The sequence below is a fragment of the Caproicibacter sp. genome (assembly GCF_046707225.1).
In the GTDB taxonomy this organism is placed as follows: Bacteria; Bacillota; Clostridia; order Oscillospirales; family Acutalibacteraceae; genus Caproicibacter.
In genome coordinates, this window is the sequence record NZ_JBJKOP010000032.1 from 89097 (window position 1) to 102878 (window position 13782).

Annotated in this window: 10 protein-coding genes and 1 pseudogene; 3 read left to right on the forward strand and 8 right to left on the reverse strand. The window is 48.8% G+C overall.

The window, feature by feature from the left end:
* Positions 1–117: 117 nt before the first annotated feature.
* A pseudogene (locus ACLQ3M_RS06625) lies at positions 118–1026 on the forward strand (IS256 family transposase); the annotation flags it as partial.
* A gap of 257 nt (positions 1027–1283) precedes the next feature.
* Positions 1284–3248 (forward strand): cell division protein FtsA, encoded by a 1965-nt coding sequence (locus ACLQ3M_RS06630; RefSeq protein WP_411676904.1) that lies wholly within the window; start codon positions 1284–1286, stop codon positions 3246–3248.
* A gap of 376 nt (positions 3249–3624) precedes the next feature.
* Here the strand turns inward: ACLQ3M_RS06630 and ACLQ3M_RS06635 are convergent, their stop codons facing one another.
* Positions 3625–4716, reverse strand: coding sequence for a glycerol dehydrogenase (locus ACLQ3M_RS06635; RefSeq protein WP_411676905.1), 1092 nt, complete (start codon positions 4714–4716; stop codon positions 3625–3627).
* Positions 4717–4927: 211 nt separating this feature from the next.
* Here ACLQ3M_RS06635 and ACLQ3M_RS06640 point away from each other — a divergent pair, with 211 nt between their 5' ends.
* Positions 4928–5077: a hypothetical protein gene (locus ACLQ3M_RS06640; protein WP_411676906.1), complete on the forward strand. Its 150-nt coding sequence runs from the start codon at positions 4928–4930 to the stop codon at positions 5075–5077.
* A gap of 229 nt (positions 5078–5306) precedes the next feature.
* On the opposite strand, the gene pgmB is transcribed toward ACLQ3M_RS06640, so the two are convergent.
* The 7 genes from pgmB to ACLQ3M_RS06675 form a co-directional block, all read right to left on the reverse strand.
* Positions 5307–5945, reverse strand: a complete 639-nt coding sequence (pgmB, locus tag ACLQ3M_RS06645; RefSeq protein ID WP_411676907.1) for a beta-phosphoglucomutase — start codon at positions 5943–5945, stop codon at positions 5307–5309.
* Complete coding sequence (locus tag ACLQ3M_RS06650) at positions 5942–6835, reverse strand: alpha/beta hydrolase (RefSeq protein WP_411676908.1); 894 nt, start codon at positions 6833–6835, stop codon at positions 5942–5944. Before ACLQ3M_RS06650 ends, pgmB begins: the two co-directional genes overlap by 4 nt.
* A 12-nt stretch (positions 6836–6847) precedes the next feature.
* Entirely contained in the window at positions 6848–8551 is a 1704-nt protein-coding gene (locus ACLQ3M_RS06655; RefSeq protein ID WP_411676909.1) for a glycoside hydrolase family 3 protein, read from the reverse strand.
* A gap of 15 nt (positions 8552–8566) precedes the next feature.
* Entirely contained in the window at positions 8567–9562 is a 996-nt protein-coding gene (locus tag ACLQ3M_RS06660) for an ABC transporter permease (RefSeq protein WP_411676910.1), read from the reverse strand.
* An 85-nt stretch (positions 9563–9647) separates the two neighbouring features.
* The gene (locus tag ACLQ3M_RS06665; RefSeq protein ID WP_411676911.1) at positions 9648–10808 is read right to left on the reverse strand and encodes a sugar ABC transporter substrate-binding protein; all 1161 of its coding nucleotides are present in this window, start codon (positions 10806–10808) and stop codon (positions 9648–9650) included.
* A 66-nt stretch (positions 10809–10874) separates the two neighbouring features.
* Positions 10875–11876: an ABC transporter permease gene (locus ACLQ3M_RS06670; protein WP_411676912.1), complete on the reverse strand. Its 1002-nt coding sequence runs from the start codon at positions 11874–11876 to the stop codon at positions 10875–10877.
* Positions 11877–11887: 11 nt separating this feature from the next.
* A complete protein-coding gene (locus ACLQ3M_RS06675; RefSeq protein ID WP_411676913.1) occupies positions 11888–13411 on the reverse strand; it encodes a sugar ABC transporter ATP-binding protein in 1524 nt (507 codons plus the stop codon).
* Between the last annotated feature and the right edge of the window lie 371 nt (positions 13412–13782).

Genomic DNA, 13782 nt, shown 5'->3' on the forward strand with positions numbered 1-13782 from the left:
GCATACCGGCCTTTGAAGTAGAGCAAAAAGAAAACTCCTGTGAAAATGGGAGTTTCTCTTTTTGTATAGCGAAAACCACAAGTAGAACTTGTAGCTTTCGCTATACAAAAAACTGAACGCAAGCGCAGTGAGGCGGCACTGATACAGGTTATTCAGGAGGCGTTCGTGCAGAGCGTGTCCACACGGAAGATGGAAAAGCTGGCTCACCGTCTGGGGATAGAGAACCTCTCCCGCAGTCAGGTCAGTGAGATGACAAAGGGGCTCAATGAACAGGTACAGGAATTTCGCAACCATTCTCTGACGGATACCCGTTATCCTGTCATTTGGACGGATGCCCTGTACGAAAAAGTCCGTATGGATGGCCGTGTCGTCAGCATGGCGGTGATGGTTGTCTGTGGCGTCAACGAGCAAGGGTACAGGGACATTCTCGCCGTGGAACCGATGCTGGATGAATCTAAAGAGAGCTATTCCCAGTTGTTTCAAAGTCTTCTGGACCGCGGACTGAAAACACCTCTGCTGGTGGTTTCCGATGCCAATAAAGGATTGATAGCCGCGATCCGGGAAAGTTTTCCCGGTGCATCCTGGCAGCGTTGCAAAGTCCATTTCATGCGAAATATTCTGGCTCATATACCGCAGAAAGAAAAAGAAGCCTTCGCCGCCCAACTGAAAGAAATCTGGCTGGCGCCTTCCGCCCAGGTAGCCCGACAGCGCGCAAAACAGTTGTCGGAGCAATACGGGAAGCGGTTTTCCAAGGCAATTGAGCTTCTGGAAGATGGGCTGGAGGACTCACTGGCCTTCTATGCATTCCCCGAGCTTGACGCCCGTAAAATCTCATCGACCAATATGCTGGAACGGCTGAACAAGGAAATCCGGCGCAGAACCAACGTCGTCGGGATATTTCCAAACAACGATTCCTACCTGCGGCTGGTAACAACATATCTCATGGAATACGCCGAAGATTGGTCTGTTTCCAGAGCATATTTGAATCCCAGATCAATTCAGACACTTCTGCTAAACGCAGCTTAATTCATTTTGTGGAGCCCCTAAATTGCGAACTTCTCTTGACATACCCTGTTTTGGTGATGTCTAAAAAAGGTTGCTGTTTTCACTGCGATGGAAGAATAATAAAAAGGATTCAGATGCCTGCGGTTTGAATCCTTTTCTTTCCTCATTTTTTATGGTATACTGAATTTAAACATATTTCGGATTATAAAACAGACAGATACCCATGAATTTGTTATAAAACAAGGACGTTAAGACCACTAAAAGGGAGGCTTTGCACATTGGCTGCCTCATCAAAAAAACGATTGAAAGCTCAACCAAAGAATATGATCTTTGCGCTGGATATTGGAACCCGCAAAGTCATCGGAATGGTGGGTACTGTAGAAAGTGGAAAGCTTCGGATTATCGCGATGGAAAAAGAAGCACATACCAAGCGTTCCATGATTGACGGCCAGATCGAAGATATTGAGCAGGTTGCCAAAGTCGCCCACACTGTCAAAAAACGTTTGGAGGCAAAGCTTCAATATACCTTGAAGCGGGTCTGCATCGCCGCGGCAGGACGGGCGCTAAAAACTCAGCGTGCTTCTTTTGAAATGAAATTCCCGCTACCGCAGCGGCTGGATAAAGAAACAATCAGCCGTTTGGAAGCAGGCGCCATCTACGAAGCGGAGGCGGCCTTTACCAATGGTCTGGATACGAATAGCCGCCAGTTTTATTTGGTCGGACATACGATTGTTCAGCACTATATGGATAGCTATCCCGTTTCTAATTTGTTGGATCATCGGGCCGGACTGATTAAAGCCGATGTGATTGCAACCTTTCTTCCCAGTGAAGTCGTGGACAGTTTGTATTCGGTCATGCATAAGATCAATCTGGAGGTTACCAGTCTTACTCTGGAGCCCATCGCTGCCATTAACGCCGTAATCCCTCAAAATCTTCGTTTTTTGAACCTTGCTCTGGTGGATATCGGGGCAGGGACTTCCGACATCGCCGTAACCAGGGACGGGGGAGTTGTGGGGTATACCATGGCTACGGTAGCGGGAGATGAAATTACAGAAGCACTCATGAAAAAGTACCTGCTGGATTTTAATACCGCAGAGTCGATCAAAACACAAATTGGAAGCCAAAAAACCATGCAAGTTACTGATATTCTTGGAAATGAGCAAACCGTCACAAAAGACGATATTATGGATTGTGTCGATAAATCCATGGAGAGTCTTTGCCGTGAAATTTCCGAGCGTATCTATGAGATAAACGGCGGTTCTACCTCTGCTGTTTTTTTGGCCGGGGGCGGCAGCAAACTGGAAGGTATGCGAACAAGCATTGCAAAATATATGAACTTAGACGTTAATCGCGTAGCGATAGCCGGCAACAACTTTGAAACATATGCATTCTCGGATTCATACGATCTGAACGACCCGGAATATGCTACGCCGTTAGGGATTGCCGTTTCCGCGGGACTAAATCTGATTGATGAAAGTTTTCACGTCACTCTAAACGGCAACGAAGCGAAGCTTTTCCGCAACAGTACGATAACAGTACGAGATATTCTGATGATGAACGGATTCTCGTATCATGATCTTATCCCAAAGGCGGGTCAGAAGCTGATTATCCAGTTAAACGGAAAACGGACCGTGTATTACGGGACTCCCGGCGAGCCTGCCGTCCTCCGTGTAAACGGGAAAGAGGCCAAAATTTCAGATTTGGTACATATGGGAGATAATATAGAATTCTCTTCCGCTGTGAATGGTCAAGACGCGAAACGCTGCCTGAAGGACTTGATGACAGACGATCCAAATCAAACGGCCACTGTGAACGGGAACATCGTTTCTCCCGAGACTACGCTGGAAAACGGCGATTCCATTGTTTTGAAACCGGCTCCACCAACGCCGGCGGCGGACTTTTCCGATTCTAAACCAAACTTGGAAACTGCAGATGAACTTTCGGAGGAGGTGTCCCCTGCGGCTCAAGAATCCGCTTCAGAGGAACAGAAATCCGCGACCGCGGTCTCTGCTGATTCTGCATTTTCCGGCGATCAGATTCAATTTGATTTGAACAATCAAACGGTTGTTCTTCCCCAAAAAGAGAATGGCTCTCCATATTACCTGATGGACCTGATCGAACGATCGGGAATCGATCTTGAAAAGCCGACAGGAACGTTTGTTCTACGCGTAAACGGCGTTGATAGTTCTTTTCTTACAGAGTTAAAATCGGGAGATCGTTTAGAAATCTTTTATAAAAGCTAACTCTCGTCTGCAATGATACCAGGGGAAGGTTATGAAGCTGATTCCCAATTTGGCCGAAGACTATTTAAAATCGAGCGAATATTATTGATCGGAAAGTCTGCAAAGCCGGGGTTGCGTTTGCCATGATTCAGGCCCACGTTGGAGGAAACAAACTGATTGCAGATGGTGGCGCACCAACGAGGCCACGAAAGGAAATGCTTTCGTGGCCAATCTTGAACGATAAATAGGGAAAAAGGAGCGCCACGTTTTGCATTGTGTTCGCTGAGGCCTGCATCTAAGATTGAGCGAATGACACAAGGCAGAAGCCCGGAAAGCGGCAGGAATGCCAGCTTTCCGGGCTTCTGTTGTGTACCGAACGCACAGGAGCTTTCCTTTGTTATTCGCCGATGTAATCCTTGCCGAGAGCGTCAGCGGCCAGAATAGCGGCATAAAGCTGTTCCGGAGTAACATCACCCAGCATGTTGTGAATGGATTCACCCGAAGCGCATGCCTTTTCCGCGGCAATCATTACTCTGGACGGGTCGGTCACGCCAACCTCCTTCAGCGTAATCGGCAGACCGACGGAAACGCAGAAGTCCAAAACTTCTTCAATTTCTTCCATGGGAGCGTCTTCCAGAACGAGCTGCGCAACCGTTCCGAACGCGACCAGTTCCCCGTGCATTGTTTTTTCGCATTCTTCCAGCGCGGTAAAACCATTGTAGACGGAATGCGAAGTGGCAAGACCGCCGTTGTCTGCCCCTACGCCGCTTAAATAGGTGTTGGCTTCAATAATAGCCTCAACCGCCGGAGTGAGGATACCGAGTTCAGCGGACTTTTTGGCCTTAAAACCGTCGTCAAGGAGGGTGTCGTAGCAGAGCTTGCAAAGTGCCATGGCGGATTTTGTAATGCCGCCGTTTTCTAGACTGGGAGAATTCGTTTTCTGGCACATTCTGGCTTCAAAATAAGTTCCCAGTGCGTCGCCCATGCCGGAGACGAGAAAGCGGATCGGCGCTTTTACAATAATAGAAGAGTCAACAATGACCGCATCCGGATTTTTGGGATAGAAGATATACTTTGCAAAGGACCCATCGTCGTTGTAAATTACGGAAAGGCCGGTGCACGGAGCATCTGTAGCACATACGGTCGGAATAATTACAACCGGAAGCCCTTCGTAATAAGCTGTGGCTTTCGCTGTGTCAATTGCGCTGCCGCCGCCAATCGCGCAGATTACACCGATCTTGTTCTCTTTTGCAATTTTTTGCATTTTATCGATTTCCCCGACCGAACTGATGCCGCCGAAAATCTCAAATTTTATAGATGCATTTTTGCCTGCGAAGCTCTTTTCAATTTTGGGCCGCGCTGCCTTGTAGCCGCTTTTGCTGCATATAAAAAGAATGGATGTGCCTAAATCTTTCACATGATCATACAGTTCGAGTAAAGCATCAGGGCCCTGAACATATTTTGACGGTGCTCTCATTAAAGCCAGCATTTATTATCGCTCCTTCATGTTAATATTTTAACAATATTAAGTATAATGAATTTTTAGTAGTTTTTTCGCTTCAGTCGAAAATTATTAAATAAATTTGATCATCCCTCGCAGACTCCATATTTTCAGTAAGAGTGCGATTCCAGTCAAAACCATGTTTTTCCTTGAGTCGTGAGCCATTTTATTAAGGACGTCTCTGGTTATCAGAAAGGTCATGACAAACGGTTTTCATGCGGTAAAACTTTCAGATGAAATTGGGACCAAGCAGGCAGCCGCGCAACTCGGTGCGGCCTACTACACGCTGCCGGAATGGCTCCAGAAGCGCAAGGTTTACGGTGATCACGCTTCGGGCTGCTTTGGCTAAAAGCATCGTGTTCCGGTACATTATGACTTGTTGCAATCGTATTTAAATCCATACCGGCAGTCGGGCTTGTTCATACTCTGCACGATTCTTGACTTTACCGCTCAAAGTAAAAAACCCGAAAAGCAGCATGTATGCCAGCTTTTCGGGTCTGTTTTTTGCATATTGGTCCAAATGGCGGGGGTATCCAAGGAACATTGAAAGGAAAAATGGCAAACCGATTTTTATGGTATCATTCCAAGTTGAGAACTTCAGCAATCTGCATCATAGTATTGACCCGGTAATCCGCAAGAGAGGAGCTCGCTGCGTCGCCAACTGCGATTGCCGTCATGTTTCCCGCTTTCGCCGCCTCAATTCCTGCAACCGCATCTTCCACGACAACACAGTCCTCTGGCTTTGTTTCGAGTTTTCGGGCAGCGACAAGAAATACCTCGGGGTCCGGTTTGGAATGCTGAATTTCAGTTCCGTCAGCAATCGCGTCAAAAACGGTTTCAAGACCGATTTTTTGAAGAATCTTTCTGGTGTTTTTGCTGCTACTTCCGATCGCGATTTTTACCCCGGCTTTTTTCAGGCGGTTGATTAATTCCATCACTCCGGGTAAAATATCCGAATGCTTCAGATTGTCGAGCAGCTTTATATAAATGTCGTTTTTGTACTGCATCAATTCTTGTTTTTGCTGTTCACTGTAAGACTTTTCCGACTTTCTCAGGATGATTTCCAGAGATTCGGCGCGGGAAACGCCGCGGAGCAGATTGTTGATCTGCCGGTCAAATGGAATTCCATTCCGGTCGGCCATGGACTTCCAAGCCATAAAATGCAGGTCGTCGGTGGATACAATCACGCCGTCCAGATCAAAAATAACGGATTTCAAGATTTCTGTGTCCTTTCTGCCATTCCCTGTTTCAGCCATTCCAGACTAAGAGGGAGCCAGTAGGGGATGCTTAGCCCCTTGATTTCCGCTTCGCTTTTCGTGTTTTCATCACAAAGAGACATCCCATGCGGCCCTTTTTCAAACAGATGCAGTTCACAGGGGACATGAACCGAATGGAGCGCGGTGGCAAGTCCTAACAGATCCGTGGGAGGGATCAGGCTGTCTTCATAGGTGCCCCAGACGAATGTGCGAGGCACTTTTTCGTGGATTTTAGGAATCAGGTTCAGGGATGCGGCTTCCTCCTGCGTTATATTTTCGTGCCCAATCATGATTTCCTGGATACTTGGGCCGCGAAAATCCGGAATCAGGCCCTGCTCCATCATTTCCAGTACGAATTCAGGAGTTTTCCTGTTTTGGGGAATCAGGGATACAGCGGGATAACCTAATATAATATGATTCGGGCGGGTTTGATCTTTCGTCAGACCCATCTCGTCGGTGAGGAGAGGCTGATTGAAATAGACACCCAGAGAGAGCGCCAGATTCCCTCCGGCGGAAAACCCGATTACCGCGATATTGTCACTGTCGAGCAGCCAATCCTCCGCGTTTTGGCGGATAATGCTCATTGCCCTGGCAAGTTCTTTCAGGGCAGTGGGGAACGGGTGATCAATTTTGACGGAGTATTCGAGTACGAAAGTGTGGTATCCCTTTGCCGCAAATGCCAAGGCAACGGGCTCGCCTTCGTTTTTCGAAATCATAGTATACCCGCCCCCCGGGCACACCACAACAGCCGGGCGACGGATGCCTTTTTTGGCAAATTCCCCGTCATCCAGAATGTTTGCGGTCAGCTTGGCGTCGCTGCTGTCGGACACCGAAAAAACAAGATTTTTCATCAAATATCTCCTTTAAAGCTTTGTGTCCCATTTCCCGCAGAAGGGGTCCACAGGATTTTTCCCGACAAACTCGGAGCGCCCCAAAAGCTTATCTACCAACAGCTCCAGGGTATAGTCGTTCACGCCGTATGTATTGATGTATGTCGGTACACGCGGCACGTCCAGCAGATGATACGGGTTTTCTACCGAAATAAAAACGGTGGGAATGGACTTAAAGTAGATCGGAACGTTCAGGCCCATGGGATTCTGCCATTCAATCCGCACAACGGTTTGATTCGATTTGGTGGCAAGGCTGCAAAGGTAGAGAATCAGATCGTAATCTTCACACATTTTTAAATAGGATGCCTGGTGCCCTTCATAGACGCCGTCCGCGTGGAAAAGGGTTACCGTAAATCCCTCTTTTTCAAGCAGCCCGCGTAATTGGCCCGTAAGGCCCGACTCTCTGGAGTAGCCGATTGCGTTTGCTTCGCCCTCAATGCCATACAGAAGAACGCGTTTCTGCTTTTCGGGAGACAGTGGAAGCAGCCCCGGCTGTTCCTTCACAAGCGTGATGGAGCGGTCGGCGATCTCACGCGCCGTTTGACGGTGCTCTTTGCAGCCAAGCACACGTTCCGCAGCCTTAGCGTCCGGAATGTTGTTCTTATTATGAAGCCCAAGCGAGGCTTTCAGCGCAAGAATCCTGCGGACGGCTTCCTCCAGCCTTTCCCGGCTTAGAAGCCCGTCTTGAAAGCCCTTTCGCATAAAACCGACATCTTCCTCCAGATTCTTGGTGAAGAGAAACATGTCGCATCCGTTTTCAATCGCTTTTGGAACCGCCTGATCGCGCGGCATAGCCATGGCGAACCCGGCCATCGTGGTCGCGTCGGTCAAAATCAGTCCGTTAAAACCCATGCTCCCGCGCAGAAGTCCCTTGAGAAGTTCCGGCGAAAGCGAAGCGGGAAGAATATCGGCGTCCGAGAGAGAGGGGTTCAGCTTTTTGGAGTATTGCGGCTGCGAGATGTGGCCCACCATCACAGTCTTGGCCCCGTGGTCGATCAAATAGCGGTAATTCCTGCCGTAGGTTGCTTCCCAATCCTCCGGGGAGAGAGAATTGACGGAGGTGACAAGGTGCTGGTCCCGTTCATCGGTTCCGTCGCCGGGAAAATGCTTGATGGAAACGCAGATGCCCTGCTCCTGGCAGCCCTTCAGATATGCTTCTCCACAGCGGAGCACCATGTCGGGGTCACTGCCGAAGGTGCGCGTGTTGGTGATTGGATTGCGGAAATTGTAATCGATGTCGATCACAGGGGCAAAGGCGAAATTAGCGCCGACGCTTTTGCCTTCCTCCGCGCAGATTTTTCCAAGCTGATAAGCATAATCGGGGTCGCCTGTCGCGGCTACCGCCATATTGGAGGCGATTCGAGTCCCCTCCTGTGCAATGCCTTTCCCGCCGTTTTCCAGGTTTGCTGCAATCAGCATGGGAATGCGGCTGTTTCGCTGCAGAGTTGTTACTGTGGCGATCACGCTGTCCTTATCCATGGGGCGGCACATCAATCCGCCCACGCCGAGATCTTTGGAAAGATGGGTCAGAAACTCCTCGTCCTGACGGTATCCTACCATGAAGAACAGCTGCGCGATTTTTTCATCGTCCGTCATTGCCTTTAATGTGGTTTCAACCCAATTCACATCGTCATCCGTTAGGAAAAAAGGATTCTGTTTTAAGTTTTCAATATTCATTGCTGTACTCCTTTGTTATGCTGAAACAATGCCGGAACGGTGGAACATCCGCTGAGAAAATGCATGCAGCTTTTCCTGATTGGTGGTGTACCCCATAAAGATCACAATAAAGGCGCCGAGGATAATTGTTTGGACGGAGCCGTCGATTCCAAGCACAACCATCCCGTAAGACAGCGCGTTCATTCCGATTGCCCCGGAGAAAATTCCCAGCGGCAGATTTGAGAAGCGGGCCAGATAAAGCCCCACAAGAACGGGCCCCATGGAGGAAAACATAATAGAGGTAGAGCCCAGGTTTGAGGCAGGGCTAACCGAAACGGTGGAAGCGTTCAGCACGGCTGCCACCCCAAGGGTTGCGCCCACCAGCAAATAGGTCTGGATGATATTTTTCTTTTCATTGACGCCGTTATTCACCGCAAGCTGTGCATTGATGCCGAGGGAACGGGTATCGTAGCCGAATTTTGTGGCGGTGAGGAGATAATAGTAGACGCCGAGGACAATAGCCAGTACGAGATAGCAGTACGGCGCCTTCGCAAAAACAGTGAGCTTGGCATCCATAAACATATTGGCGCCGGAACCATCAAAAACCAGACCGCTGAGCGCTTCATAGATCATCACCACACCGAGCGAAACAATGATGGTAGGAACGCGGAGGAACAGGTACAGAACTCCCTCCAGCAAAGCCAGCAGAGTGCCGATCGCTACGGTTAAAAGCAGCATCAGAACCGCATTGAGGCCAAGCATGGAGGCAAGGTTGCTGCCCAGAATGCCGGACAGAATGACGATGGTTCCGGCGGCAAAGTCCCACCGTGCTCCAGAAAGCGGGAGGGCGATCGCAAAAGCAATGATGGTAGACACAATACTGCCCCGAATGATAATATCAAGTGCGTTGCCGCTCCAATATCCGGTTTTTTGTGCGCCAAGCGAAACCAGCAAAATAACCGCATACATCAAAAAGGGAAAAGAGAATGTTTTCATCAGACGGAGCAGTTGTTTCATAATCTTGTATTTCATGATCTCAATCAGACCTTTCCGGTTCCCCTGAAAAGAGAGCCGCACAGTTCAACCGCTGTGAACCGCGCGGCTTTGCTTTTCTGCGTTACTGCGCTTTTCTTGCCGCCTTGATTTCCGCGAGAGAGCGGTTGGTCAATGCGTTCAGGTCTTTCCAGGTTGCGTTTGAATTGAAAGTTTTCATCACTTTTTTCAGCTCTTCCGCCGTAACGCTTCCTTTAGACTTGTCGGCCGGAATGACGTAGTTCTGGAAATCGGCGACTTCCTGCTCATTGGTGACAATCGGGTAGCTGACCGTGCCGTTCAGGCTCCAGTCACTGTAGGTTTTTCCGTTGACGCGGTCATACAGCTGAGCGAACATATTAGCCATGATCTGGCTGTAATTGTTTGTCCCGGCCGCAACGACGCTGCCGTCTTTGATCGCCGCCATAGTAGAATCGTTGTAGCCCAGCGAAAGGATTTTGGTGCTCGGCTTTGTGCTGTCCTTGATGGCGGGGTAAATCATATCCATTCCGGAACCGAGCCCAAGAATTGAGTCGACGTTGCTGTGCTTTGTGAAAACATTGGTCACAGCCGCTTTGGCAAGGTCAGGGGTGTACATAAAGGTTTCCATATCGTAGACTTCCGCGCTGGGGTCCAGCTGCGACATCTTTTTCTTGAAGCCGTCGGCGATTTTGGTTCCGTCCACAAAGGTGAAAGCCGGGAAGGAAATGACCCCGATGTGCTTCAGGCCCTTTTGATTGGCAATTTCAGCATAGGTTTCTCCAAATTTTTCAGGGTCGCCGTTGAACTGCTTCAGTCCGCCCACAAAGTACTTGCTGTTTCCCTTATAGGAGCTTTGAATATCGCCGAGCGCGACGCCGTAATAGACGCCCCTTTCTTCGCACATCTTGATGCTGTTGTCAAGTGCGGTGTCATAGCCGCTGATCACGGCGTCTACGCCCTTATTCAACAGATTTTCCAGGCCGCTGATGTGCTGGTCTTCGCTCTGGCCCACGGTTGCATACTCAAACTTTACGTTAAAGTTCTGCTCCAGATAGGAGGCGTAGGATTTGATTTCTTTTCCCTGTATGTCTGTATAATTGTAAAGAATTACGCCGATTTTAACTGGCTTTTGACTGGACGCCGAACTGGAACCCGCCGTGCTGTTTGCAGATCCGTTATTGCTGGAGCATCCGGTCATGGAAAGCGTCAGGGTAAAAATTGTTATCGCTGCCAGAAGGTAAGCAGTCAGTTTTTTCATTTTCATTTTTATTTCCTTTCCTTACTGGTTTTATTTTATCTACAGGCGGTGTTTTCCGCCGTGTAAAACAAATTAACGGGGCAGAACCTTTTTGGACTTCGGCTGACGGATGGTGAGGAATACGACAATTAAGAAAATGATGCCCTTAATCAAAGAGACCACCTGCGTGTCTACCCCTGCCATAACCAACCCGTTGTTGAGCAACACATACGTAAAACTGCCGATGATTGCACTGCTGATGCGGGATTTTGCCCCGCCGTTCAAGGCCATTCCGCCAAGAATCAGGGCGACAATCGCGTCCATCTCCAGGCCGGAACCGGTTTTTTCGCTGACGCTTCCGGTCCTGGACAGAGAGAAAACGGCGGCGATCCCCACCATGATGCCGGCCAGGACATAAGCTTCCACCTTAACCTTTTTGACACGGACCCCGCTCTGCATGGCAGAGAGCGGATTGTCACCAATGGCACGGTTCTGCTTACCCAGCTTGGTCAGATTGAAAAGAACCGTCATCACGATGCAAAGAACCGCCATTGTGCCAATCAGGAACGGTGTGTTGGAGCGGAACAGTTCCAGGCCGGCCGTATTGTGCACCTCAATTTTATCAGTGCTCATGGAATTGACGTATGTGACAATTCCGCGGGCGACGAACATCACGGAGAGAGAGGAGATTGTGGACATCAGACCAAACTGATTGGTCACGATGATGTTTAACAGATAACACGTGACGGAAACAGCGATTGACACCAGAATTGCCGGCAAAACCTGGCCTGCCGTCAGGTTCATCACATACGTGGCGCACAGGGAACTCAGTGCGACCACCGCGCCGACGGAGATGTCCATTCCCCCATGGGAATAGATAAATGCCATTCCCAAGGTAATGGTGAGGATCACGACCAGCTGACGGATCAGCGTTTCCAAATTTCGGGCACTGAACAGATTGCCGTCCGTGAGGTACAGAAAGACCGCGATGACGAAAATCAGCCCGAAATATTGGATAATATATTGTTTGTAATTCTGAATCCAGTGCAGAATACGGGAACCGAAACCGCTTTTTAATGTATTTTTCTCTTCCACGATCGCACCGCCTAAATCATATATTCGATAATCGAGGATTCCACCAGCTCCGGACTTCGTTGAAACTCCATGGAAACGCATCCATCCTTCATAATAAGGACACGGTCGCTCATTCCAATCAGTTCCGGCAACTCCTCGCTGATGATCAGGATAGCGCAGCCCTGCTTTTTCAGTTGATAAATCAACTGGTACATGGTGGTTTTAACTCCTACGTCGACGCCGCGTGTCGGACTGTCCAAAATCAGGATTCTGGACTGGTTTCCGATCCACTTTCCGAAGGACACCTTTTGCTTGTTCCCCCCCGAAAGCTCTCCGACTGTCTGGTTCACGCCGCTGCACTTGATGTGCAGACCGTCCACCTGCTTTTGAGCGAATTTCTTTTCGGCGCCCGGAAGGATAAAAAAGCCTTTTTTCAGCTTGTCCAGTGCAGAAATTACCAGATTGTCTTTGATAGAGGCATTCAACAGGAGCGTTTCCTGATCCCGGTCCTTAGAAACATAGCCGATGCCGTTTTCCATGGCGGTTTGAATATTTTTTACTCGGACCGGAATTTCCTTCCCGCCGGTTGATTTTGTATCTTGCAAAACCGTGACTTCGCCGCGCAGTGGAGGAAGCATCCCATACAACAGTTTTCCCAGTTCATGCATCCCGCATCCCGAAAGCCCCCCGACACCCAGAATTTCGCCTTCATGCAGATCAAAGGTGATATCCTTCAGCGGTCCTGCGTCCACATGGCTGACCTGCATCATTCGCCTTTCGCCGTGGCTGGCATCAAAATCGCTGCGGTAAAAGTTATCCTGAATGGAACGCCCAACCATTGTCTGCTTAATCCGGCGCTCGTCAAATTCTTCTTTCCGGAAGGCGGAAATGAGTTTGCCATCACGCAGAACTGTTAAGCTGTCGCAGATTTCCATCAGTTCCGGCAGGTCGTGAGAAATGAAAAGGACCGCCTTGTTCTGTTCCTTTAAATCCCGCATGATTTTGTGAATCAAGGATCTTCCTTCATAGGAAAGGGCCGTTGTGGTTTCGTCCACGATCAGCAGAGTGGGATCGAAATACAGTGCGCGGGCGATTTCAACAAGCTTCCGCGTTTCAAAGCTCAGGGTTTCAATCGGTGCGGTAACATCGAAAGAAAGACCGACTTTTTCCAAGGACTTCTCCGCTTCGCGCTGCATTTTTTTTCGGTTGATGGAGCCGTGCTGCAGGAACATTGCTTCATCGCCGAGAAACAGGTTTTCCGCGACGGAGAGCCCGCTGATTGTGCCTGTTTCCTGGACGATCATGCAAATTCGGTTGTCCCGGGCATCCAACGGACTGCGTGGGCGATATGGCTTGCCCCTCAGCAGGATTTCGCCTTTGGTGGCCGTGTGAATTCCGCTGATGATGGAGGAAATGGTTGACTTGCCCGAGCCGTTTTCTCCAATCAGTCCTTGAATCTGGCCGCAGTAAACCTTTAGGCTCACCCCATCCAATGCTTTGATGCCGTCAAAGGCCTTTTCTAAATTTTTTGTTTCCAAAAACAGTTCTTTTTCCATGACAAACACCTCTTTAACAGCTTGCAGAGTAAAAGGGAGACCTTCCTAAGGTAGTGTTTCCTGACGGAGTTGCAACATTGTATTGGTATAATATGCAAATATTTTCATATAGTATGAATTGCTCTGCAGAACTTGCTGCCATCTTGTCCCTGGCTTTCTTTCGGTACATATGAAATTATATACGGATTTTTTCCTGAATACAACCGGCAATTTTCTCGAGAATTCAGTCGCTAATTTAAAAGAAATGAATATGAAAATTTTCATGTTCATTTTGCACAAGTATTGAGTTTTTTCTTTGAGGTATGGTCCATATCAATAATTATAATGCTTTCTTGTAGCTTTTTCCCATTGAAAAAGCGGTGGAAAAAGCT